Genomic DNA, 22,690 nt, shown 5'->3' on the forward strand with positions numbered 1-22,690 from the left:
GTGGCCGCACAGCTCCAGATGCACCCCGCCGCGGATGCCTCGCCGGCCGCGGCGGGGACCGCCGCACCCGGCGTGGCCCGATCGCCCCACCGCGCCGGCTCCCGCCGCGACTACGTCCGGCTGCGTACAGCGCTGCTGTGGCTAGGACCTGCGATCGCCCTCATCACCGGGGTGGTCGTCTATCCGGCCGTGGAATTGGTCAAAGCCTCCACCGGCGACTACTCGCTCACCGGCCTGCGTCGCGGGTCGGTCGGCGCAGCCAACTTCACGCAGGTATTGCATCATCCGGCATTCGCGACCGTCACGGCGAACACCGTCATCTGGGTGTTCGCGGTCGTCGCCGTCACGATCGTCATCGGCCTCGGTCTCGCGCAGTTCCTATCGAAAGAGTTCTTCGGTCGCAAAGCGGTGCGTTGGGCGGTCATCGTGCCGTGGGCAACATCCCTGATCGTCACCGCACGCCTGTTCACTCTGGCACTCGACTACTACCACGGTGTTCTGAACAGCTTGCTGACAGCCGCACACATCATCGACAAGCCGATCGACTTCCTGGGCAACGACTCGTGGACGATGCCCTCGATGATCGCGGTCGGGGTGTTCGTCTCGCTGCCATTCACCGCCTACGTCCTGCTGGCCGGCCTGTCGTCCATCCCCGCGGAGGTGTACGAGGCCGCCCGGATGGACGGGGCCGGGAAGTGGAGGACGTACTGGCATGTGACGCTGCCGCTGCTTCGACCCGCACTCCTCGTGGCAAGTGTGCTGAACATCATCTACGTCTTCAACTCCTTCCCGATCGTGTACACGCTCAATGACCGGAACCCGGGCTTCGCCCATGACACGTCCATCACCTTCATGTACAAGCTCGCCTTCAAGAGCTCTGAACACAGCATCGGCATGTCCGCCGCGGCCGGAGTCATCAACGTCGCGCTCATCCTGATCGTGGTGCTGGTCTACCTGCGAAGCGTCAAGTGGAAGGAGATCTGATGGACTCCGCTCCGTCCATGGCCCGTATCCTCCATGACCGCGGCCGCAACTCCCGGTGGCGCCGTGCTCGCCGCTTCGTCCTTCCCGCTGGCGGGGCGGCCGTGGCCTTCGGGTTTCTGGCCCCGTATCTCATCATGTTGCTGGACGCGCTGCGGCCCTCCAGCGAAGTCGTCGCCTCGCCCGCCACGGTCCTGCCGCGCACCTGGCAGTGGTCGACATTCGGCACCGTGTTGTCCGATGACCGCTTCCTGAACTGGTTGAAGACTTCCGTGCTGGTCGCGGCGGCGTCGACCGCCATCGTGATCGCCGTCGCCGTACCGGCGGCCTATTTCTCGGCGCGGTTCAGATTCCCCGGCCGGACCGCGTTCCTGTTCCTTGTCCTGGTCACCCAGATGTTCTCGCCGACGTCACTGGTGGTGGGCATATACCGCGAGTTCTTCGACGCGGGTCTCGTGAACACGTACGCGGCGATCATCTTGACGAACGCGGGGTTCAACCTGGCGTTCGCCGTCTGGATCCTGCACGGTTTCATCGCCTCTGTGCCACGAGAGGTGGAGGAGGCCGCCGAGCTTGACGGCTGCACCAGGCCCGGAACTCTTCGACGGGTGATCCTGCCCTTGATCCGGCCTGGCCTGGTGACCGCGGTGATCTTCACGTTCATCGCGGCCTGGAACGAGTACGTCGTGGCTCTGACCCTGATCCAGGACGACGCCAAGAAGCCTCTGACCGTCGGTATCAGCTCCTACGTCACCGGCTACGAGCAGCACTGGGACCAGCTGTTCGCCGCCTCGATCGTCGCGGTCATCCCGGTCGTGATCCTCTTCGCGTCCATCGAGCGGCACCTGGCGGGCGGTCTCACCGCAGGCTCGGTCAAGTAGTGCAGCGCACGCAAAGCCCTTGCCAGCGAACATAGTCTGCCCTGGTCAGCGGATCGCCGTCGACTGAGGTCTCCCCCCTGCATGGGCGGTCCCGGAGGACCTGCCTTCATCACCAGTGCAGCATCACGCCGGAAGATTTCGTCTACATAGAAACCTCCCGTTGTGTTCGTGGCGCACGGTCGTCGGCTTATGCCGCCTGCTGGGTTATGCCGACTGCGACGGGCGGAAGCCTGATGGGGTCGGTGCCGGGTCCCGAAGCGGTCGACATAACCCTTGGCCTACTGCTCAGAGTGTCTGGAGGAACGCCAGCAGGGTGTCCGGGGCGGTGTAGCGGCCGGGTGTGCTGCCGGACGGGGCCGTGCGCGTGAGCGCGCGTTCCTTGATGGCCATGTCGGCGTGCAGATAGATTTGTGTAGTTTCCGTTGATTCATGGCCGAGCCAGAGGGCGATCACGGAGATGTCGACTCCCGCGTGCAGGAGCGCCATCGCTGTGCTGTGCCGCAGGGTGTGCGGGGTGACGTGCTTGTCGGCCAGGGACGGGCAGGTTGTTGCGGCGGTCCGGGTGTGCTTGGTGACGAGTCGCTCGACGGCGTCCCGGCTGAGCGGGGTGCCACGGCGGGTCGGGAACAGCGGATCGCCTTGCTCACCGCGTCGTTCCTTCAGCCAGGTCTTGAGCACCTTGACGGTGTCGGTGGTCAGTGGGGTGCATCGGTCCTTGCGGCCCTTGCCGTGGCAGTGCAGGTGGGGGCCGGTGCCCAGACGGATGTCCTTGAGGGTGAGGCCGGTCAGTTCGCTGACGCGCAGTCCGGTGTGGACGCCGGTCAGCAGCAGGGCATGGTCGCGACGTCCGGTCCAGGTGGTGCGGTCCGTTGCCGCGACCAGGGCGTCGGTCTCCGTGGCGGTCAGGTAGTTGACGATGGCCCGGTCGAAGCGTTTGGGCGGGATCGCCAGCACGCGTTGGATCACTGCCGCGTGCTCGGGGGCCCGCAGGGCCGCGTAGCGGAAGAACGAACGGATCGCGGCCAGGCGGGCGTTGCGGGTCGCGGTGGTGTTGCCTCGGTCGGTTTCCAGGTGCTGGAGGAACGCACCGATCGCCGGTGCGTCCAGGTCGGCGATGCTCAGCCGGGTCGGCCGGTGGCCGGTGCGCTGTCCGGCGAAGCCGAGCAGGAGGGTGAAGGTGTCCCGGTAGGCGGCGATGGTGTGGGGGCTGGCCTGGAGCTGGAGCATGAGTTTGTCGGTGAAGAAGCCCTGGAGCAGGGGTGCGAGGTCGCTCACGGTCGGCCTCCGAAGCTGTGTTCCAGGCGGGCCGCGGCCAGGGCCAGCAGTTCCGGTGAGCCGGAGAGATACCAGTAGGTGGACTTCGGGTCGGCGTGGCCGAGGTAGGTGGTCAGCAGTGGGAGCTTCGCCTGGACGTCGGCGCCGTCGCGGTACCAGTTCAGCAGGGTCGTGGTCGCGAACGTGTGGCGAAGATCGTGCATGCGGGGCCTTCGGCGGCTTTGGCCTGCGGTGATGTCCGCCGTCTCCAGCAGTTTGGCGAAGGTGTGCGGAATGTTGTGGGAGTCGAGGCGGGTGCCGCGGGTGGAGACCAGGAAGGCGGCCGTGCTCGGGGCGGGCCGCTGGCAGTCACGGTCCCGGGCGTACTTCCGCAGTGCGGCGGTGGTGCTGGCGTGCACCGGGACCTGCCGCGATTTGCCGAACTTCGTGTCCCTCACGGTCAGGAGACCGTCGGTGAGGTCGACGTCGGTGCGGTCCAGGCCGCAGGCTTCGGAGGTGCGCAGGCCTGTCACGGCCAGCAGGCCGAGCAGGGTGTGCCAGGTGTGGGCTCGGAAGGACGGTCGGAGTTCGCCCGTCGCCTGAAGGAGGGCGGCCAGTTCAGCGGGGGTGAACAGGTGCGGGGTGATGCGCCGGTAGTGGTGGGGCAGGGCATCGTCGGGCGGGACTTCGGTGGCCGGTTCCAGGGCCTTCAGATGCCGGGCGAAGATCCGCACGGCCATCAGGCGTCGGCTCCAGTGGACTTGATCGGTGCTGCGAGGGGTACTGGTTGCCCAGGTGAGCGCGGCCTCAGCGGTCAGGACGGTGGCGCCGGTGTGCTCCAGGTAGCTGACGAAGCTCATCAGCTTCTCGCCGAAGCTGGTCAGTTTGAAGCCCAGCCGGCGGCGCATGGCCAGGTACTCGTCCGCGTGCTGCCGGATCGTGGTCATCGTGCACCGCCTTCCGGCCACGGCTGGGCCAGCGCCTGCAGGGCTGCGTGGTCGACCTTCGCGTAGACGGCGGTGCTCAGCTGGCTGCGGTGCCGCAGCACTTGTCCCACTTCGGGCAGCGGGGCCCCGGCCCGGAGGATGGCGGTGGCCAGGCTGTGGCGGAGCCGGTGGGCTCCCCGCCGCGGCAGACCGGCCCTCTCGCAGGCCCTCCCCGTGATCGCCCGGATACAGGTTCCGGTCAGTGCCTGATACGGGGCCCGCGCCGTGACGAACACGGCCGTCGCCGAACAACTGGGACGGGCCCCGGTCAGGTAGCCGGCCAGGGCTTCACCGACCTCGGTCGGCAGCGGCAGCCGCTCGATGCGGGACCCTTTGCCCCGCACGGCGATCTCTCCCGCATGCCAGTCGATATCGGACAGCCGCAGGGCGGCGACTTCCGCACCACGCAGTCCCAGGCGGGCGAGCACCGTCAGCACCGCCCGGTCCCTCCGGCCCGCCGGAGTCCCCGGGTCCGCAGCCGCCAGCAGCGCGGTTATCCCCTGCGGCGGCAGGCCGCGGGGCAGGGGAGCAAGACGCCAGCCTGCCACCGACGGGACCGCACCGGTCAGCGAAGCCGGGATCCGCCCGTCCACGTGAAGGTAGCGCAACAGCGAACGCACTGCGCTCACCAGGGCTTTCGCCGACCAGACGCTGTCCGCGTCGGCCGTGTGCCGGACCATGAACGCGGTGACCTGCGCAGCGTCCAGCCGGACCAGCGACTCCTCCAGCGGATCCGGCAGCGCGGCGAGGAACTTGCGTGCCTGACCGCAGTAGCAGCGCACGGACTCGGCAGCCAGTCCGCGTTCCCCTCGCAGGTAGGCACCGTAGTCCGCCAGCAGTTCCTCCAGCGCACCGCCGCCGGCCGGAGCCGGAGCGGGCACGATGCCGCTGCCCCGAAGAACCCTGATCACCGCACCGAGCGACCGGCGGGCCACCGGCTCTGATCGGCACACCGCCCGCCGGAATGCCAGGAACTCCTCCACCCGCGGAGCCGTCAGTTCAGCCGGGGTGAGCTCCCGCCGTTCCATCCACGCACTCCGGCGCCTCATCATGCGTACCGCGTCCGTCACCGACGCCGCCGCGTACCCCAGGGACCCCAACTCCGTACGCACCAACAGCTCGTACGGCACCAACGATCCCGTCATCACCAGCGGCACCGGTCCACGACGCCGCCCTCCGCTCACATCCATGATCTGCTCCCGTCTTGCAGGTCAACTTGCCTGCACAGACAGGGATAAGAGACTCACCGGGACGTGGCCGCCGGTTATGCTGAACCTTTCGAAACCGGACATCAGGCCCATCAGGCTTCCGCCCGTCGCAGTCGGCATAACCCGGCATACGGCATAAGCAGATGATTTTGTCGCGATGTGCACCAGCCGTGAACAGGCCGAAAGGGTCAAGGAACGGCTGACCACATGGCTGACGCCCAGAGGGCTCGCCTTCCACGAGGACAAGACACGCATCGTCCACGCGGAGAGCGGGTTCGATTTCCTGGGGTTCAACGTCCGCCGCTATCACGGCAAGCTGCTGATCAAGCCGAGCACAGCGGCTCAACGACGGATCCGGGAACGGCTGAGTGCCGAGATGCTCGCCCTGCGAGGGGCCAACGCGGGAGCGGTGCTCAAGAAGATCAACCCGATCGTGAGGGGTTGGTCTGCCTACTACCGGACGGTGGTGTCCAGCGAGATCTTCACCGCGCTGGACAGTCACATGTGGAAGCTCGCTTACAAGTGGGCCAAGCACAGCCACCCGAACAAGCCGAAGCACTGGATATCCGACAAGTACTTCGGCCGGTTCAACAAGTCCAGGAAGGACCGGTGGGTGTTCGGCGACCGCTACAGCGGCGCCTACCTGCTCAAGTTCTCCTGGACGAAGATCGTCCGGCACCAGTTGGTCAAGGGCAGGGCGTCTCCCGACGACCCGGCGCTGGAGCAGTACTGGGCCGAACGGCGTCGCAAGGGACCGCCTCCACCGGTCGACGGCATGACCGTGCGCCTTCTCCAGGCACAGCAAGGTCGTTGCCCGATCTGTCGAGGGCTTCTGTTGCACGCCGATCACCCGCCGCGAAGCCCTCAGGAGTGGGAAGCGTGGCGGGCCGTCATCAGGAAGGCGCTCTCCAAGCAGTACATCGCTTTCCCAGGCGGCGGCTCATCGGGCGATCAACGGCTCCGTCTTCTTCACACCCTCTGTCAACGGCGGATGGAGCCGCCGGACTGACGAATCCTGCACCTTCTCCTGACCGCGAGCCCCTGAGGCTTGCTTGAGCCGTGTGCGGTGAACAGCTGCTTGCACGGTTCTGAGGGGGCGGGGACGCAGCAATGCGTCCCCGCTACCCGACTCATCATCGGCACCGACCGGTCCGCGATCGGCACGCTCGTGGAGCGCACGACCAGGTTCACGATGCTGCTGCACCTGCCACGGATGGAGGGCCACGGCATCGAACCGCGGACGAAGAATGGGCCAGCGCTGGGCGGATACGGCGCGGAGGCCATGAAGGATGCACTCGCGGCCAGGATCACCACCCTTCCTGCGCAACTGCGCCGCTCGCTGACCTGGGACCGCGGCAAGGAGCTGGCCCAGCACGCCCAGTTGACGATCGACACCGACATCCCGGTCTACTTCGCCGACCCGCGCAGTCCGTGGCAGCGCGGCTCCAACGAGAACACCTATTGGTGCAGCCTTGGCGGGCCGGACTTCTTCGACGGGAGAGGTTCGGCGGGACCGTCGGGTGACTCGGAGAACACGTGCCGAAAGGCTTTCCGTTGAGATGTCCACGGCGGTCCACAGGGCGAGAGTCCTGGCCGGGAGTGACTTGATAGAAGCCTGCTGAGCCGTCAACTCGCAATAGGTCTGTCCCCTGGCCAGGGCCCTCGCATCTGTCCCGTCATCCGCGACAGCAGACAAGAGGACAACTCGATGGTGACAGTGGGGATCGACCCGCACAAGCACGTCCACGTCGCAGTGGCCGTCGATGCTGACGGCAGGCGGCTGACCAGGCCGTTGACCGTCAAGAACGACGCGAACCTGATCGGCGTCCTGCTCAAGTGGATCCGCACGATCGCCGACGGCACCCCCGTCACCTGGGCCATCGAGGACGGCCGTGGCTTCGCCCGCCGCCTGGCCGACGGCCTGCTGCTGACCGGCCACGAGGTGGTCTGGGTCCCCACCCGGCTGATGGCCGCCCACCGCAAACTGCACGCCGCCACCGGCTCGAAGTCCGACCCCGTCGACGCTGCCGCGGTCGCCCACGCCGCTATCGCCACACCCGGCCTTGACCGTCACCGCATCGATGACCGCGTGCGCGAGCTGCGCGTTCTGGTCGACTCACGGGCCGACCTCGTCCGACGCCGCACCATGGTGATCAACCAGATCAAGGCATACACGCACCTCTGGCTCGACCTCACCCCGGGCGACCTCACCCGCCGGCCTGGCATGACCTTGCTGACGGCGCTGGTGGACACCACGGACATGAGCGGGCACGTCCGCCGGGTGCTGATCGAGATGATCACGGAGATAGACGGGCTGAACAAACGTGTCCGGGGACTCGAAACCACGATCCGGGAATTGGTCACCCCGCTGGCACCCGCGCTCCTGGAGATAACAGGGATCAGCCACGTCTCCGCAGCGGTCCTCCTTGCCGAGATCGGTGACATCACCCGTTTCACCAGCTCAGCAAAGCTCGCCCGCTACACCGGGACCGCACCGATCCCGGTCTACTCCTCCGACAAGGAACGCTACCGACTGCACCGAGGCGGCAACCGGCGGCTCAACAGCGTGCTCTACACGACGTCCATCGTCCAGCAGCGATTCCATGCGGGCGCGCGAGCACTCCTGGCCCGCCACGAGCCGACCAAGGGAGCCCGCGGAGCCCGACGCATCCTCAAACGCCATCTGATCGACGTCATCCACCGCGCCATGATTCAAGATCGAGCTACCTGGCAGCACCACATCACCCAACACCAGCTCGCCGCTTGACATAGAAGCGTCAACGGCCTGCTCCGCCAGTACTTCCCGAAGGGCACAGACCTTTCCCGCTGGGACGTACACGAGATCGATGCCGTTGCCACCGCCCTGAACTCCAGGCCCCGAAAGACACTCGGCTGGAAGACACCCGCAGAGGCCCTCAACGAACAGCTACTGTTGATCCAACAAGGCGGTGTTGCGACGACCGATTGAGCCTGGGCTGGCACCCGCGGTCGGAGTGGAAGATCACCGGACGAGAGGGGCGGCGCTGTCGGCAGGCGGCCGTCAGAGCATCGGCGACCAGCTCAGTGCGAAGGTGATCGGCCGTCGCCCAGCCCACCACCCGGCGCGAGGCGATGTCGATGACCGTGGCCAGATACAGCCAGCCCTCCGCGGTCGCGATATAGGTGATGTCGCCGCACCAGCGAGCGTCGACGGCCGAGGTGTCGGGCCGGAAGTCCCGCAGAACGAGGTCGGGCCTGATGGCAGCTCGTGGATCGGGGACCGTGGTCAGGTGCCGTCGTCGGCGGTGCCGGCCCTGCAGTCCGGCGGCCCGCATCAGCCGGGCGATGCGGCGGGCCGACTCCGCCCGGCGCGCTGCTTCCTCCCCGGCGGCCTGGATCGACACCGCCCCCAACTACACCAGCGGCCGCGCCCACCGGCTGCTGGCCCCCGGCCCTCGCCGACCACCCCGCTCTGCGCGTCGCGAAGAAGACGGGATTCCTCACCGCGGCCGCCGCCCGGCTCGCGCTCGCGGCCGGCGTGGTCGACCAGGCCGATGCCACAGCCGGCCACAGCCTCGCCCCGGCATATGTGCGGTGGCAGCTCGAACGCAATCGGGCCGAACTCGATCGGCATCGGCTCGACACGGTCTTTCTCCACAACCCGGAACGCATCACTCGATGGCGCCGGGCCAGGGGGTGTCAACGAAGTAGTTGGTTGTGCCATCGGGTGAAGAGGGTTTGTGGGTCGCCGGTGTATGACCATGGGGTGGTGGTGGGGCGGTTTCCGAGGTGTTGGAAGACTGTGGTGGCGTCGTTGGTCCGGTTGGCGTAGATGAGTGCGTGGGCGAGGAGGTTGAGGTCGGTGACGTCTTGTGCGTATTCGAGGGTGCTTCGGTGTGCGATCCATCGGGTGAGGGTTGTGTTGAGGTCCTGGTGCAGTGCCTCATGGGTCCAGTGGAAGGAGAGTCCGATGGAGGTTTTTCCTTCGGTGCGGATGAGTTCTCGGTAGTGCTCGGCGCGGGCTGCCTGGGGGAGGACGGCGAGGGGTGAGCCCAGCGGGGCGGTAGTGGCGACGTCGCGGGCGAAGTCGTACATGCGGCCGTGGGAGCCGTGCCAGCGGGCGGAGAGGTGACGCAGTACCTGGTGGTGTGCTTCACGGGAGTAGCGGTCACGCTGGAGGAGTTCGTCCCACCACTGCCAGGTGTGTGGGTGTCCTCCGCTGTAGAGGCGGGCGAGGGTGAGCAGGGAGATCCAGGGCATGGGGTCGGCGGGGAAGGTTTTGGTGGCCTGGAAGCAGACGTCGGCGGCGTGATGAAGGCGTTGGAGGTCGAAGGAGTCTGGGTGTTCCAGTGCCCGTGCATGGAACAGTCGCATCACTTCGGTGTCTGCCCGCAGGACGAGTGCGTCCGTGCTGTGAGGTTCGGCGATCTGCCAGCTCTCCACGGTGCGGTTGCCTGCCGCGGTCTCGGCGAGGAGTCTGATCCTGTGCGTGCGCCGGTCCCAGTCGTGGCCTGTGGCACGCAGCAGGTCTCGTGCGCCTTGCCAGCGTCCCATCCGCAGGTCCTGCAGGGCTTGTGCGAGTGGTTGGTCGCCGAAGGCGGGGTCGTAGCGCAGCGTTCGGGAATGGCGGATGCGTTTGGGTCGCGGTGGGGTCATGGCAGAGCCGTTGTCAGAGGTCGCTGACGCGGCCGTCGCGTTGCGTGGGGACGGTTCCGATGATGCCGCCGTACTGCGACTCCATGCTGTCTGCGACTGCCGCATCCAGGCGGGCGTGTGGGCGGGTGTAGTACTCGCTGTCCGCGATGACGTACCAGGTGAAGGGCAGGACACCGGCGAGCAGGGCGCCGAGGCCGATCACGAGGGGCGTGGCCTCAAGGTGGAGTAGCGACTGGTAGAGGACCCACAGCATGAACAGGGCTCCGGACAGTGGCCACAGGCCGATGAACACCGCGTTGGCGACGGATTTCAGTAGCAGTCTGCGATAGGCCACGACGACCGCGAATCCCGCGAGGGAGTAGTAGATGGTGATCTGCAGCCCGATGGCGCTGAACGCGTCGGCGAGTACGGTGTTGACGGGGCCCAGTGCGCTGGAGGCGAAGAGCAGGGCGAGTGCGACGGCTGTGACTGCTGTGATGGCGACCCAGGGGGTTTGCCATCGTCGGTGGGTGAGCCCGAAGGCGGCCGGGAGGGTGCGGTCGCGTCCCATGGCGAACAGGGTGCGGGTGACCTGGATCAGTGTCGTCTCCAGGGTGGCGATCGTGGACAGCATGACGGCCATCACCATGGCTTTGCCGCCCCAGCCCGGCCACAGGGCGTCCCCGAGGTCTGCCAGCACCGCGGCGCTGTTCTTCTGGATGTCGCCCTGGGTCATGACCAGGTTGACCGCGATCGAGACGATCTCGAACAGGGCCAGTACGCTGATCACGCCGAGTATCGCTCCCAGCCCGGTGCTGCGGCGGCTGTTGCTGGTCTCCTCACTGAGGTTGGCCGTCACATCCCAGCCCCAGAAGTAGAAAGCCGCGACGAGGGCGACGCCCGCAAACCCTTCGGCACCCCCAAGAGCGGTGACATCGAAGAGCCAGGACCACGAAAACGTCTCCCGGCCGCCCCCGCGGGCCAGCACCGCCACGCTGATCACCAGCAGAATCATGACCTCGATACCGGTCATCAGCCACTGAGCACGGGCCGTGATCCGGACACCCTTGACCACCAGCACTGCCATGAGCAGAAACCACAGGGCGCCGACTACGGCCGCCCAAGTGCCGTTCTGCGCCAAGCTGTCGGAGAACAACGACAGCGTGTAATAGCCGGCCGGCAGCGCACCGGCCACCATGAACAGCGTGGCCGAAACCACGAGCGCCCACCCGCTCAGAAAACCCAGCGCCGGGTGGAGAGCCCGGCCCACCCACGAGTAACTGGCCCCGGCGTTCACGTCCAGCCGCCCCAGATACTTGAACGCCAAAACGATCCCCATCATGGGTATCGCACACCACAACAGCGCGGCCGGGCTCGCAAGCCCGGCTGCTCCCGCCAGCACCGCCGTGGTCGCCGCGAGCGTGTACCCTGGCGCGCTCCCCGCGATGGCCATCACCACCGCATCCCCCACCCCCAGAACATTCGCTCTCAACCCATTGATCGCCCCTGTGCCGTCGATCCGACGATCCCTACTCATCAAACTCAGAACCTTTCGCCGCGCTCCGGGCCGATAGCCGGCTCGGTCATGCACGTGTGCTCTTGACATGCTGAGCACACGTGCAGCACCACCGATTCGGCTTGGTCCCTCGCGTGCATGGGACGGACAGCGAGCCGCTCTCGCGTTGTGTCCGTCAGCGGGTGACTGGAAGGAATGTTGCGGCTAGCAGCTGCTCCGGTAGATGTACTTGCCCACGGCGGGGTCGCCCATATTGTTCCGGTCGATGACCGCGAGGTCAGTGGCGATCTCCTTGGTGGTCGCCTGCCCAAGGAGCGCGTGCATCACCTGCTCCACGCCTTGCTGGCCGATTCCGTACGGGTCCTGAGCGACCAGGGCATCGATCACCCCAGCCTTGAGGTCCTCCATCTGCTTGGGGCCGGCGTCGAAGGAAACAATCTTGACCTTCCCTTGCTTGCCTGCGTTCTTCAGGCCGGTAGCCGCACCCTCGCTGGTTACCACGTTGGCCGCGAAGACACCGGCCAGGTCCGGGTGAGCGGAGAGCTGTGCTGTGGTGATTGATGCCGCTCTGGCCGCTTCGTCGTTGGTGTACTCGGGTCCGATGAGCTTGATACCGGGGTGCTTTGCTATACCTCGTTTGAATCCCTTGATCCGTGCATCCGTGGTCGTCACGCCGGGCTTCACGCTCAGGATCAGCACCGAGCCCTTGTTACCGACGAGCTTGGCAAGGGCTTCGGCTGCTTTCTCTCCCCCCTGCTCGTTGTTGGAGGAGATCCGCGTAAGGCCGATCGACGGGTCGTCCACGCTGGTGTCAACCAGCGCGATTTGGCTGCCGCCCTGCTGCGCTTGCTGCAGGGGTGCTGCCATCGCCACGGGGTCGACCGGGGCGATCAGGAGGCCGTCCGGACGCTTGGCCGTGACGCTTGTGACGACCTGAGTCTGCTGCTGAACATCCCACTGGTCAGGGCCGGTGACGTCGAGGGAGGCCCCGAGTCTCTTCGCCGCCTCCTGCGCACCGCACTGCATGGTGACGTAGAAGGTGTCGCCCTTTACTCCCTGCACGAGCGTGAGGTGCTTGACACTGCTGGACGTTCCGCCGGACTCGCCACTGGTGGACGGTCCGCCCGACGTACCAGCGCTACTGCAAGCGCTCAGCCCGAAGGCGGCCATGGCCGTTGTTGCCACGATCTTCTTCATCTGCATGGGTTTCCTCCTTGTCGTGTGCACCCGAGGGTGCTGTTACCGTCACAGCCGTGCTCGCGCGCGGCGACGAAGTTGGTCGACATAGACGGCGGCGATCAGGACCGCCCCCACCGCGACGGACTGCCAGAACGGCTGGACACCGAGGATGACGAACCCGTTGTGCAGAACCGCCGGGATGAACACTCCGATGACGGTGCCGATCACAGTGCCGGTGCCGCCGAAGAGGCTGGTCCCGCCGAGCACCACCCCAGCAATGGCACCGAGGTTGTCGTTGGCGTGGCCAGCAATGGTGGTGGTGCTGAAATGGGCCAGCGACAGCACTCCTGCAACGCCCGAGAGGAGCCCGGCCAAGCCGTACACCTTGATCAGATGGCGGTCCACGCGAATCCCAACGCGGCGGGCCGCCTCGGCGTTGGATCCGATGGCCAGCGTGTAACGGCCGAACCTAGTGGTGGCAAGCACTAGGGCGGCAATCACGGTTACCACGACAGCAACCACCACCAGCCACGGCACCCCCGCAACTCGGCCGTTGCCGAGCGTGGCAATCAGCCGGGGCGGGACCCCGCTGACGTCGACACCCCCCGTGAGCAACTGGGCGAGGCCAAGAGCCATACCCAGGGAGCCAAGAGTGACGATGAGCGAGGGAATCCGCGCCTTGGCGACCAGGACACCGTTGAGCAGCCCCCACCCCAGACCACTGGCAACGCCAGCGACGGCGCCCAAGGCTATCGCGCCCCACCCGGCATCTCCGCCGCCGATGGCGGTCATCACCTTGGCTGCCACGACACCTGAGAACACAAGAACCGAGCCAACGGAGAGGTCGATCCCAGCGGTGACAATCACGAAGGTCATCCCGACGCCCATCACCAGCAGAATGGCCACTTCAGTAGCGACACTGCGCAGGTTGAAAGCGGTGGCGAAGGATGCCGGCGTCAGAACGGCGAAGACCGCCATCAGCAAGACGAGCACAACGAAGGTCCAGGTGGTGTTGGTCCTGAGCAGGCGGCGCAGGGAGGCGGATGCGCCACCGCCGGCGTGAGTCTGGCTACTGTCCGTCGCCGAGGCGTCGGCTGGTTCGCTGCCTTCCACAAGGGGGGAAGCGCTCATGAGGCATCCACCCCGTGGCTCAGCGCGCCCGTCATAGCGCCCACCAGTTCCTTCATCGAGGTCCGCGTGGCGTCGAACTGCGCCACGCGACTGCCCAGTCGGAGGACCTCGACGCGGTCGGCGACCGAAAGCACCTCGGGCATGTTGTGGCTGATCAGTACGGTCGCGATGCCTCGGTCACGGACACGCCTGATCAGGTCCAGCACCCGCTCGCGCTGGACCACGCCAAGGGCAGCGGTGGGTTCGTCCATGAAGATGACTTTCGAAGCCCATGCGACTGCCCGGGCGATGGCTACGCTCTGCTTCTGGCCGCCGGAGAGCGCGGCGATAGGCGCTTCGGAATCCTTGAGGGTGACACCGAGTTCCTGGAAGGCGGTGGCTGCCCGCCGCCGCATGGTGGCGCGGTCGAGCACTCCCAGTCGACCGCGGATCCCTCTGCGGAGCAGTTCCCGGCCTAGGAAGACATTGGCTGCGGCGTCGAGGTCGGTGGCCAGTGCGAGGTCCTGGTACACGGTCTCGATACCGGATCGTTGGGCGTGGGCAGGACTGCCGAAACTCACCGGCTCACCGTTGAACAGGATCTCGCCGCAGTCGGGGCGAATGGCCCCCACGAGCGTCTTGACCAGCGTGCTTTTGCCAGCGCCGTTGTCTCCGATCAGGGCCACAACCTCACCCGGGAAGACGGTGAAAGCGGCTCCACGCAAAGCCTGCACGTGCCCGTAGTTCTTTGTCAGCCCCTTGGCTTCGAGTAGTGGTTCCGGCATGGCTCCTCCTATTGGCGCATCAGCTGCAGTCCCGTCCCCCTGTGACCAGCGAAGTGATGACGGGAGAACCGCGACAAGGCAGCTCAGGGCAGGGGCCTTGGACGCGGAGTCATCTGACAACGTTGTCGACAACGATGTCAGGTCGGGTTGACCGGCATGGTGTGCCTTTCCTCGCTGCGCTGTCAACGTCGCCAAGACGGACAGGGCGCTAATAGGACCCAGATAGTTACCTGATCACTACTGACAGAACGGGGCAGTGCGCTATGCGGACAATCGGTGACGGAGAACCAGAGATAGTTCCTTGACTAGAGAGAGGCTGCGTAGCCGCAGCAGGCGCAAAGTATGTGCTGACGCTCCTCCCAGGCGTACGGTTTGGCCGTTAAGGGGAGCGGAGGTGCCGGCCATTTCCGCATTCGACGAGCTGAATGACCACGGGCACCTGGGTCCTGAGTGTCTCTTTTTGATCAATAGGTTGATCTCAGAGGAAGTGCGACGGCTGCCGGTTCTGTCTCCGCTGGCGGCGCAGCAGGTCCTGGAGGACATACTGGGTGACTTTCTGGTGTACCGCCTCAAGGGAGGCATCGCCAACTGCTTGGCGCTGGCCACAGATGAGAACTCCGTTGGGAGACTGCCGCGGAAGTCGATCCGGAACTGGTTGATTGACAAGGCGCGTAAGACTGCGGTCGGATCATTACGCTGCTCGCTGGAGCTTTGCTGGGCGGCGAGTGATGTCTTCGAGACAGTGCCCGCAGGTGAGGAGGGTGCTGGCAGGTGACGCCTGGTCGGGCGAACCCACGGAGCCGACTTGTATGGGGGGCGACACGTCGGGTGTGGCTGCCCCGTTCCATTCTTGCCGCAGAGCCACGTTGTGTATCCCGGGGCTGGCAGTTTTGCTCCTTGACTCGCTCTTCTTCGGACCCGCACACTCCCGGAACCGGGGTACGGACCACTTGCCGCCTCGACGGCTGAGCGGTGTCACCTTCTAGGGGCAGATTCTTGCCCTGACGAGCTGATACGACGAGCACTCCTGTCCTGTGCGGCTTGCCGAAGAGGCTCAACACCGGCCGGTAAAGGACGTCCTGCGCATGAAGGCCAAGCCACTGACCGAGTCACTGAATCCGACTATTTGGGTCCCCCGCGGCCCGGTCCCGGGAACTACCGCGCCGAGCAATCGGAGCATTGTCATCCGGGAGTATTGACAACGATGTCAGAGGCGTGATCTAGTCCGCTTCGATCCACTTCGGTGCCGCTGTGCTGCGGCGCAAGGAGGTCTCACTGTGATGACCTTTACTGCTCCCTTCCTTTACGTGAAGCCAAATTGGCACGTGGGTGCTCGCTCACTCCTCCTGGCACCGTGCGGGCCCGCCGGAACCGCCATACCCGCCGTACCCGCCGAACCGGTTCCCCTCTCCGCCCGGGGTTCGGGTCCGATGCGGCCCACCCCCCAGCGGGGCTCAACGACAAAGCTTCCCAGGCCGTGTGCATCCGTCTCGCCCTCAGGCTGGTCGCTGCCTTTGCATTTGCACGGCTCGAGCCAAGCGAACTTGGCTGGGCTGTCGAGGGAGGGCCGGAGGCCCGAGGGCCCTCAATGTTTAGCCACGAACGGCAGTTTCACCTTCGGTTTCCGCTCCGACACGAGGCCCTACGCATAGACCGCGCAAGCCGGCCTCGTTACACGAGTCGGACCCGCGACGGCTGCCAGCACACAGACCCTACGGCTCGGCTCCTTGAGCACGGTGTGCAAACGCAAGCGCCGATCTGTCGAATTTGCTGACTCGGCCCATGAGCTCGAGATCACCCATCCCGTCTTGCAAAACACATGACGGGTGAGGAGAACAGGAGACAATCCCCATGCACAGACCGATCCATCGATGGCGGACTCAAGCATCGACGGCCGTCGCCGCAGCGCTTGTCGCGGGTGCCGCCCTTGTCCCCGCACCAGCGGCCGCCCAGGCCGCTTCATACGACCCGGCCCTCACGACCCTGGTCAACCCGTTCATCGGCACGCAGAATTTCGGCAACACATTTCCGGGCGCAAGTGCCCCCTTCGGCATGGTCCAGGTCAGTCCCGACACCGGTGGCCAGGGCGGCTACGACTATCAGCAGGACAAGATCCAGGGATTCAGCCAGACCCACCTCTCCGGAGTCGGCTGCTCTGTAATGGGCGAGCTTCCGTTGATGCCGACGACCGGCGAGGTCGACAGCGTCGACCCCGCCGACTACCGCTCGGCGTACTCGCACGACGACGAGCACGCCGAACCCGGGTACTACCGCGTCGGACTGAAGACGTACGGGATCGATGCGGAGCTCACTGCCACACCCCGCACCGGATGGCAGCGCTACACCTTCCCGGCGGGCACAACGAAGGCGAACGTCCTGTTCAACACTGGCAGGGCGAATCAGCGTGTATACAGCTCCGAGGTGCATGTCGTCGGCGATCGGACCATCGAGGGCCGTATCGAAGCGGGCAATTTCTGCGCAGGCAAGGACCGGCACACGGTCTACTTCAGCGCCACCTTCGACAGGCCGTTCGCGTCGTACGGTACCTGGCGGGACACCGCCCGCACCTCCGGCAGCCGTGACGCGGCAGGCGAGGGCGGCAACGGCGCCTGGGCGACGTTCGACGCGGCCAGTGACCGGGACGTTGTGGTCAAGGTGGGTCTGTCCTACACCAGCCCTGACGGAGCCCGGAAGAACCTGGCTGCCGAGACGAAGGACTCGTACGACTTCGACGCCACCCGCGCGGCGCTGCACGCTAGCTGGGAGCAACAGCTCGGATCCATCAAGATTGGTGGTGGCACGCCCCAGCGGCAGCGAGCCTTCTACACCGCGCTCTACCATGCCCAGCTGCACCCAAACCTGGCCGGCGACGTGGATGGCCGGTACGCAGGCTTTGACGGGAAGACGCATCTCGCGTCCGGGTTCACGCCTTACCAGAACCTGTCGCTGTGGGACACCCACCGACCGCAGAACCAACTGCTGCAAATGCTGCAGCCGAAGGTCGCCCGGGACGTGGCACTGTCGGTCGTCGCGATCGGACGGGATGGCGGATGGCTGCCCCGCTGGTCGCTCGCCAACAGCGAGACCAACATCATGACCGGCGACCCGGTGACCCCGTTCCTCGTCGAGGCATGGTCCAAGGGTCTGCTCGCCGGCCACGAGAAGGAGGCGTACGCACTACTGAGGAAGAACGCAGTCAGTACGCCGCCCGCCGATTCCGCCTACAACGGCCGTGCGGGTGTGGCCCTTTACCAGGAACGCGGCTACATGCCCACCGGGCTGGAGCCTGGCAAGGACTGTGCGGACAAGGGCGGCGACAATGACTGCCGTCATCCCGCATCCGCAACCCTCGAGTACGCGGCGGCGGACGCCTCGCTGGCGCTGATGGCCAAGGGGCTCGGGCACACTGCGGACGCGCGCATGTTTGCGGCGCGTGGCCAGTGGTACCGGAACTTGTGGGATCCCTCGATCAAACACTTCCGGCCGCGCACGATCGCGGGCACATGGCTGGCCCCCTACGACCCCGTCGAAGCGGGCCACCAGTTCCACGAGGGCGGCGCATATCAGTACCAGTGGCTGGTGCCCCAGGACCCGGCCGGGCTGGTTACCCTGATGGGCGGCAAGAAGGAGACAGAGAAGCGGCTCGACTGGTTCTTCGCATACCGCAAGCTGCTCACCGACCCGGCCGGCACGGCACGCAAGGACTGGATCTCCGCACCCTATGACTACTACGGGAAGCCGACGTACAACCCGAACAACGAGCCCGATCTGCACGCCCCGTACATGTATCTGTGGGCGGGAGCTCCGGCGAAGACCGCCACAGTCATCCGCGCGGCAATGACGCTCTTCACGGACGGCCCTGACGGGATGACAGGCAACGACGACCTCGGGACGATGTCCGCCTGGTACGTCCTCTCGTCGCTTGGTCTGTATCCGACGATGAATGGTGGCGGCTTCCTCGCCGTCTCCAGCCCGCAGTTCCCGTCGACGGTGGTGCGGATCGGCGCGTACGGGCGGGCACAGGGCGGCACGCTCACCATCAAGGCGCCCGGCGCGAGTGACGCTACGCGCTATGTGCAGAACGCTCAGTTCAACGGGCGAGACCTGCGGCGCACATGGCTCGACTGGGATGCAGTCGCCCATGGCGGCACGCTCACCCAGAACCTCGGCGGCACACCTTCCGCATGGGGTACGAGCAAGGACGCGGAGCCGCCGTCCGTGAACCAGGCTGCCGCCGACCCCCGCCGCCACCTCGACGCGTCGCTCCGAACCACCTCCGACGTTGTTCCGACAGCTGAAAGCGCCCAGAGTGTCCGCCTGGAGCTGGATGTGCTGGGCCAGTCCCCAGGCGCGCTGCGGGTGACTGTGGGCGCGAAGGCCCCCGACGGTTGGACGGTAAAGGCGCCGGAACCCTTCCGACTGACGTCTCGTCACATTCCGGTCCAGCGGACCGTACCGGTGGACGTGACCGTGCCAGCCGGAACCGCAGCGGGTTCATACCCCGTGCGGATCAACGCGACGGCAAACGGTGTGGAGACCGTGGAACGGACCGCGACCGTAGAGGTACGCGCCGCGGCACGCTGCGCGGCGGACATCGAAGGGCAGTGCGCCGTGGACCTCGGCAATGAGCTGAACCACGACGGCACCGCCACGGTCGACGCCTCCGACGAAGGCAACTTCGACGAAGCGGGATGGGCCTACGACGCCGGACTGCTACCCGCAGCAGGCCCAGTCATCTGGGACGGCGTGAAGTACAACGCCCCCGATCCGTCTGGTACGGCACCGAACTTCGTCGAGGCCCGAGGCCAGGCCATGCTCCTCCCACCCGGCTCCCACAGCGCGCTGCGACTGGTCGCCTCGGCACACCACGGCACGGTGACGACCATGCTCACCATCCGATACACCGACGGCACCACTGCCGAAATACCCGTAACAGTTGGTGACTGGGCGGGAGGAGCGCCGACAGGAAGCTCCGTGGCGCTGGAGATGCAACACCGGATCAAGCGCGGACAGGGCGTGGACGGTCCGCCGGTGCGCCTGTTCGGCATAACGGCAGGCCTCAATGCATCGAAAACGGTGCGATCGGTAGGACTGCAGAATGACACGCGGGTGCAGGTGTACGCGCTCACCCTGACGTGACGCTACACCCGAACAAGAGGCGCGGACATGTTCCACGATGCTGCGGACACGACCGCCGCCCGCACGAGTTGACCACATTCGCCGAATGATGAGATCGGAGAATTGCTAAGGGGGTGGTTCGCCCTGATGGGCAGTTTGATCGTCGACCCCGCTGCCCATCAGGGACCGATCCCGACCTCTCAACGGCCTCATCGCAAAGCACTGGAGTCGACGTCCAACCGCCGTAACCTCAAGGAATCAGGATCTCTAACAGCCGTGGCCGTGGAGCCGTCCAGAGCGTGGGCAGGGAGCACCTCCTCAAATCGACAAGCAGTTCTTAATCTCTAAGGGACGAGAGACAGCATGAAACCTCGAATATCTGGAGTGCTCGCCATGGTTGGGGCGCTCCTGGCTTGCGTACTGGTGGAGCCAGCATCAGCCGCTACACCCGACACCTCGACTCGCGCGACCGCGTCGGTCAACGCCCGGCGTGCCGTCGCCTCCTATACGGCGCTCCAGGACTATCTGGCTCTCCCCGACGGCTCAGAGCTCTACCGCCAGCGGTACCCGATCCGAGAAGGCGACCGCGCGCACTCCTATGAGTGGCCATTCTCTCAGGCGCACGTAGCCACCTTGGATCTCACCGGACTGCCCGGCCGGAAGGGAACCCGATTCCTCCCCGACCTGGCATCCCGGGCCACAGGGCAGGAGCGTTACTGGAACGCAGCAGGCGGTAGAACCGGCCTGCCGGGCTACGTCTCCCAGCCTGTGTTCCCTTACGGCGCGGGCGGCGACCTCTTCTATGACGACAATGAATGGGTGGGTCTGCTGAACATCCAGAAGTACCTGATGTTCAGCGACAAGGCCGCGCTCACACGTGCCAAGGACATCTTTGCTCTCGTGATGTCGGGCTGGGATACTGACGCCACACACGCCGCCCCCGGCGGCGTGTTCTGGACCCAGGCCGACTGGACCGCCGACCGCAACACTGTGTCCAACATGCCCGCTGCTCAGCTCGGACTCCGGCTCTACCAGATTACCAAGGACCGATCCTATCTGGACTGGTCACTGCGTATGTACAACTGGACCAACCAGCACCTGCTCAGTCCTGACGGTCTGTATTGGGACCACCTGAATCCGACCGGCTCGGTAGACAAGAATTACTGGTCCTACAACCAGGGCGTCCCTGTCGGTGTGAACGTGTTGCTGTACCAGATCACGCACGACCGATCCTACCTGGACCGCGCCAAGCGGATCGCAGATGCGGCCTACAACTACTACGTGAAGCAAGGCAGACTGTCGACGCAGCCGCCGGAATTCAACGCGGTCTTCTTTAAGAACCTGCTCTTGCTTGAGTCGGTGACCAAGAAGCAAACCTACCGCGACGCGATGAACCAATACGCCTCGGACGTGTGGGAGGAGAACAGAAACCCGTACACCGGGCTGTTCGAGTTTGGCGACAGCAGCGGAACCGAAGCGGTTCAGCAAGCGGCGATGATTCAGATCTACGCGGTCCTTGGTTGGAACCACGGAGAGCATAAAGTGCTGTACTGACCTAAACCGAACGGGCATGTGGTTGACGGCATAGCGGTCGACCACATGCCCGGGTCAAGCCCCAGCTCGGCGAGGCGCTCCAGCAGCAGGTCCAGGCCCCTCGCTTCCATGCAATGCGCCAGCAGCCGGTCCCGGAACCCGGTCAGCGCTGTGTGGCCGAAGCCGGGGGCGGTCAGCTCCAGGCCCAGCAGGTGCTTCACGTCGATCCTGGCCCACACCGCGCGTGGTGCGGGGCATCGCGGCGGAACAGCAAAGAGGCACACTCGTTGCCGTGCCGGGGGAAGTCCTGGGGTACTCACGTTCTTCGGTGTGCTGCCCGCGATGCGGCTGAAGTAGCCGCCCAGGGCCGGGCGCTCTGCTCCCGGGCGTCCGGGTCCGGGCCGCCTGCGATGGCTGTGCCGGTCTGGTGAGGCAGGCCTGAAGGGCGGGCGTTCATTCACCTCGCCAGGGCGGGCGGGGCAGCTCGATGATGTGGCAGCTGTGGTCGGTGAGTTGCTGCAGCCGCGCCTGCGCGGGCGCGTCGTGGAGATCGAGGACCCAAGGGCCGGGTATGAGGACGATACGGTGCCTTCCTGCCGCGACGGCTCGCAGAAGCCGCTCGTACTCGGGGCGGTGAGCCCGTCGGCCGTTGTCGAAGTAGAGAACGGGTGCGGGCAGGTCGAGGTGACGGGCGTAAGCCTTCAGGGCGTGCTGGTGGTGTGTCATGCCCCATTGGTCGTAGGGGTAGCAGCGCAGGTAGGCGGCTGTGCCGACAGGAGTGTGCCGACGGATCTGTGAGGGAATGAACATGGGTTCTCAAGACGGTACGGCGGGCTGGACAGTGAAGTTGCACGACACCGCGGGCTGTTGACGTGGTGTGAGGGTGGGGAGCATCGGTCCTCGGGCAGCTGATCGGCGAGGCTTTTGGGTGCGCGGTCATGGCCCGGCTCGCTTGTGGTCCGGCGACGAGGGCGGATCGGTGACGAGGATGAAAGCGGGTCGGCGTCTGTGCGGTGCGGGCAGCGTGAGGACGCGGCGGCAGCCGGCCTGGGTGAGTACGCGGATTACCAGGCGGGCTCTGGCGTCGTCGCTGGAGAAAACCCATGGTCCGGGCACGAGAAGCACGCGGTGGGATCCGTTCATCACGGCCCGGACCAGTTGCCCCAGATGGGGTGGGGTACCGCTGGAGGGGTAGTCGTTGTCCAGGTAGAGCGTTGGGGCTGGCAGTCCCAGCCGGGCGGCGAAGCAGCGCAGCGCCTGGTGATGACGTTCCACCGCGTGCGAGTTGTGCGGGTGGTACCGCAGGTAGGCGGCGGGCGGCAGTATCGCGAGGGTGGTGCGTGTATCCATGGGAGGTCCTGAGGGGTTGGGGTGACCGGCTCAGAGGGAGGGATTCGGCGGGCCTGGCTGCTGGGCTGCTGCCGGGCTGACCCGGTGAGGTGCGGTCGGCGCTCGGGGCCGGGACCTAAGGGTGTGAGCGGGTGTGGCTGGCGGCCGAGAAGGTGGTGCCGCGGCAGCAGTGGGG

The 22,690-nt window shown here is 66.0% G+C and carries 18 protein-coding genes and 2 pseudogenes; 9 read left to right on the forward strand and 11 right to left on the reverse strand.

Features of this window, described 5'->3' with window-relative positions:
* Both OG293_RS33240 and OG293_RS33245 read left to right on the forward strand, forming a co-directional pair.
* Complete coding sequence (locus OG293_RS33240; RefSeq protein ID WP_406002438.1) at nt 1–984, forward strand: carbohydrate ABC transporter permease; 984 nt, start codon at nt 1–3, stop codon at nt 982–984.
* Complete coding sequence (locus OG293_RS33245) at nt 984–1,862, forward strand: carbohydrate ABC transporter permease (protein WP_406002439.1); 879 nt, start codon at nt 984–986, stop codon at nt 1,860–1,862. The genes OG293_RS33240 and OG293_RS33245 overlap by 1 nt, the downstream gene beginning before the upstream one ends.
* A 285-nt stretch (nt 1,863–2,147) precedes the next feature.
* Here the strand turns inward: OG293_RS33245 and OG293_RS33250 are convergent, their stop codons facing one another.
* The 3 genes from OG293_RS33250 to OG293_RS33260 are packed head-to-tail and all read right to left on the reverse strand — an operon-like array spanning nt 2,148 to nt 5,292.
* Entirely contained in the window at nt 2,148–3,137 is a 990-nt protein-coding gene (locus OG293_RS33250; protein ID WP_406002440.1) for a tyrosine-type recombinase/integrase, read from the reverse strand.
* Entirely contained in the window at nt 3,134–4,063 is a 930-nt protein-coding gene (locus OG293_RS33255; protein ID WP_406002441.1) for a tyrosine-type recombinase/integrase, read from the reverse strand. The genes OG293_RS33250 and OG293_RS33255 overlap by 4 nt, the downstream gene beginning before the upstream one ends.
* Complete coding sequence (locus tag OG293_RS33260; protein WP_406002442.1) at nt 4,060–5,292, reverse strand: site-specific integrase; 1,233 nt, start codon at nt 5,290–5,292, stop codon at nt 4,060–4,062. The genes OG293_RS33255 and OG293_RS33260 overlap by 4 nt, the downstream gene beginning before the upstream one ends.
* A 175-nt stretch (nt 5,293–5,467) precedes the next feature.
* Between OG293_RS33260 and OG293_RS33265 the strand changes: the two genes are divergently transcribed.
* The 4 genes and pseudogenes from OG293_RS33265 to OG293_RS33280 all read left to right on the forward strand — a co-directional run.
* The gene (locus tag OG293_RS33265) at nt 5,468–6,319 is read left to right on the forward strand and encodes a group II intron maturase-specific domain-containing protein (RefSeq protein WP_406002443.1); all 852 of its coding nucleotides are present in this window, start codon (nt 5,468–5,470) and stop codon (nt 6,317–6,319) included.
* A gap of 120 nt (nt 6,320–6,439) precedes the next feature.
* Nucleotides 6,440–6,769 (forward strand): annotated as a pseudogene (locus tag OG293_RS33270) (transposase); the annotation flags it as partial.
* A gap of 249 nt (nt 6,770–7,018) precedes the next feature.
* The gene (locus tag OG293_RS33275) at nt 7,019–8,077 is read left to right on the forward strand and encodes an IS110 family transposase (protein WP_406002444.1); all 1,059 of its coding nucleotides are present in this window, start codon (nt 7,019–7,021) and stop codon (nt 8,075–8,077) included.
* Nucleotides 8,078–8,278: pseudogene (locus tag OG293_RS33280) on the forward strand (transposase); the annotation flags it as partial.
* Here OG293_RS33280 and OG293_RS33285 read toward each other — a convergent pair.
* The 6 genes from OG293_RS33285 to OG293_RS33310 all read right to left on the reverse strand — a co-directional run bounded on the left by OG293_RS33285 (nt 8,226) and on the right by OG293_RS33310 (nt 14,514).
* A complete protein-coding gene (locus tag OG293_RS33285; RefSeq protein ID WP_406002445.1) occupies nt 8,226–8,693 on the reverse strand; it encodes a DDE-type integrase/transposase/recombinase in 468 nt (155 codons plus the stop codon). The pseudogene OG293_RS33280 and the gene OG293_RS33285 sit on opposite strands and share 53 nt — an antisense overlap.
* A 295-nt stretch (nt 8,694–8,988) precedes the next feature.
* Nucleotides 8,989–9,945 carry a hypothetical protein gene (locus OG293_RS33290; protein ID WP_406002446.1) on the reverse strand — a complete coding sequence of 319 codons (957 nt, stop codon included), beginning with the start codon at nt 9,943–9,945 and terminating at the stop codon, nt 8,989–8,991.
* A 13-nt stretch (nt 9,946–9,958) separates the two neighbouring features.
* Nucleotides 9,959–11,461 (reverse strand): APC family permease, encoded by a 1,503-nt coding sequence (locus tag OG293_RS33295; RefSeq protein WP_406002447.1) that lies wholly within the window; start codon nt 11,459–11,461, stop codon nt 9,959–9,961.
* A 183-nt stretch (nt 11,462–11,644) separates the two neighbouring features.
* The gene (locus tag OG293_RS33300) at nt 11,645–12,643 is read right to left on the reverse strand and encodes an ABC transporter substrate-binding protein (protein ID WP_406002448.1); all 999 of its coding nucleotides are present in this window, start codon (nt 12,641–12,643) and stop codon (nt 11,645–11,647) included.
* 42 nt (nt 12,644–12,685) lie between these two features.
* Nucleotides 12,686–13,750 carry an ABC transporter permease gene (locus OG293_RS33305; RefSeq protein WP_406002449.1) on the reverse strand — a complete coding sequence of 355 codons (1,065 nt, stop codon included), beginning with the start codon at nt 13,748–13,750 and terminating at the stop codon, nt 12,686–12,688.
* The gene (locus OG293_RS33310; RefSeq protein WP_406002450.1) at nt 13,747–14,514 is read right to left on the reverse strand and encodes an ATP-binding cassette domain-containing protein; all 768 of its coding nucleotides are present in this window, start codon (nt 14,512–14,514) and stop codon (nt 13,747–13,749) included. The genes OG293_RS33305 and OG293_RS33310 overlap by 4 nt, the downstream gene beginning before the upstream one ends.
* 394 nt (nt 14,515–14,908) lie before the next feature.
* Between OG293_RS33310 and OG293_RS33315 the strand changes: the two genes are divergently transcribed.
* From OG293_RS33315 to OG293_RS33325, 3 genes are all read left to right on the forward strand, one after another.
* The gene (locus tag OG293_RS33315; protein ID WP_406002451.1) at nt 14,909–15,289 is read left to right on the forward strand and encodes a hypothetical protein; all 381 of its coding nucleotides are present in this window, start codon (nt 14,909–14,911) and stop codon (nt 15,287–15,289) included.
* A 1,076-nt stretch (nt 15,290–16,365) separates the two neighbouring features.
* Nucleotides 16,366–19,653, forward strand: coding sequence for a GH92 family glycosyl hydrolase (locus OG293_RS33320; protein WP_406002452.1), 3,288 nt, complete (start codon nt 16,366–16,368; stop codon nt 19,651–19,653).
* 372 nt (nt 19,654–20,025) lie between these two features.
* Nucleotides 20,026–21,186: a glycoside hydrolase family 76 protein gene (locus OG293_RS33325; RefSeq protein ID WP_406003794.1), complete on the forward strand. Its 1,161-nt coding sequence runs from the start codon at nt 20,026–20,028 to the stop codon at nt 21,184–21,186.
* A 432-nt stretch (nt 21,187–21,618) separates the two neighbouring features.
* Here the strand turns inward: OG293_RS33325 and OG293_RS33330 are convergent, their stop codons facing one another.
* Nucleotides 21,619–21,975 carry a hypothetical protein gene (locus OG293_RS33330; RefSeq protein WP_406002453.1) on the reverse strand — a complete coding sequence of 119 codons (357 nt, stop codon included), beginning with the start codon at nt 21,973–21,975 and terminating at the stop codon, nt 21,619–21,621.
* Between the two features lie 126 nt (nt 21,976–22,101).
* Nucleotides 22,102–22,515, reverse strand: a complete 414-nt coding sequence (locus OG293_RS33335; RefSeq protein WP_406002454.1) for a hypothetical protein — start codon at nt 22,513–22,515, stop codon at nt 22,102–22,104.
* Nucleotides 22,516–22,690: the final 175 nt, after the last annotated feature.

Origin of the sequence: Streptomyces sp. NBC_00829 (assembly GCF_045161795.1) — a bacterium.
Classification (GTDB): domain Bacteria; phylum Actinomycetota; class Actinomycetes; order Streptomycetales; family Streptomycetaceae; genus Streptomyces.

Bases quoted from the DNA above. Each gene is read 5' to 3' on its own strand.
- OG293_RS33265 (WP_406002443.1), top strand. From the start codon at position 5,468: ATGTGCACCAGCCGTGAACAGGCCGAAAGGGTCAAGGAACGGCTGACC.
- OG293_RS33300 (WP_406002448.1), bottom strand. From the start codon at position 12,643: ATGCAGATGAAGAAGATCGTGGCAACAACGGCCATGGCCGCCTTCGGG.
- OG293_RS33335 (WP_406002454.1), bottom strand. From the start codon at position 22,515: ATGGATACACGCACCACCCTCGCGATACTGCCGCCCGCCGCCTACCTG.
- OG293_RS33330 (WP_406002453.1), bottom strand. From the start codon at position 21,975: ATGTTCATTCCCTCACAGATCCGTCGGCACACTCCTGTCGGCACAGCC.
- OG293_RS33275 (WP_406002444.1), top strand. From the start codon at position 7,019: ATGGTGACAGTGGGGATCGACCCGCACAAGCACGTCCACGTCGCAGTG.
- OG293_RS33295 (WP_406002447.1), bottom strand. From the start codon at position 11,461: ATGAGTAGGGATCGTCGGATCGACGGCACAGGGGCGATCAATGGGTTG.
- OG293_RS33255 (WP_406002441.1), bottom strand. From the start codon at position 4,063: ATGACCACGATCCGGCAGCACGCGGACGAGTACCTGGCCATGCGCCGC.
- OG293_RS33260 (WP_406002442.1), bottom strand. From the start codon at position 5,292: ATGGATGTGAGCGGAGGGCGGCGTCGTGGACCGGTGCCGCTGGTGATG.
- OG293_RS33310 (WP_406002450.1), bottom strand. From the start codon at position 14,514: ATGCCGGAACCACTACTCGAAGCCAAGGGGCTGACAAAGAACTACGGG.
- OG293_RS33320 (WP_406002452.1), top strand. From the start codon at position 16,366: ATGCACAGACCGATCCATCGATGGCGGACTCAAGCATCGACGGCCGTC.
- OG293_RS33245 (WP_406002439.1), top strand. From the start codon at position 984: ATGGACTCCGCTCCGTCCATGGCCCGTATCCTCCATGACCGCGGCCGC.
- OG293_RS33290 (WP_406002446.1), bottom strand. From the start codon at position 9,945: ATGACCCCACCGCGACCCAAACGCATCCGCCATTCCCGAACGCTGCGC.
- OG293_RS33325 (WP_406003794.1), top strand. From the start codon at position 20,026: ATGGTTGGGGCGCTCCTGGCTTGCGTACTGGTGGAGCCAGCATCAGCC.
- OG293_RS33305 (WP_406002449.1), bottom strand. From the start codon at position 13,750: ATGAGCGCTTCCCCCCTTGTGGAAGGCAGCGAACCAGCCGACGCCTCG.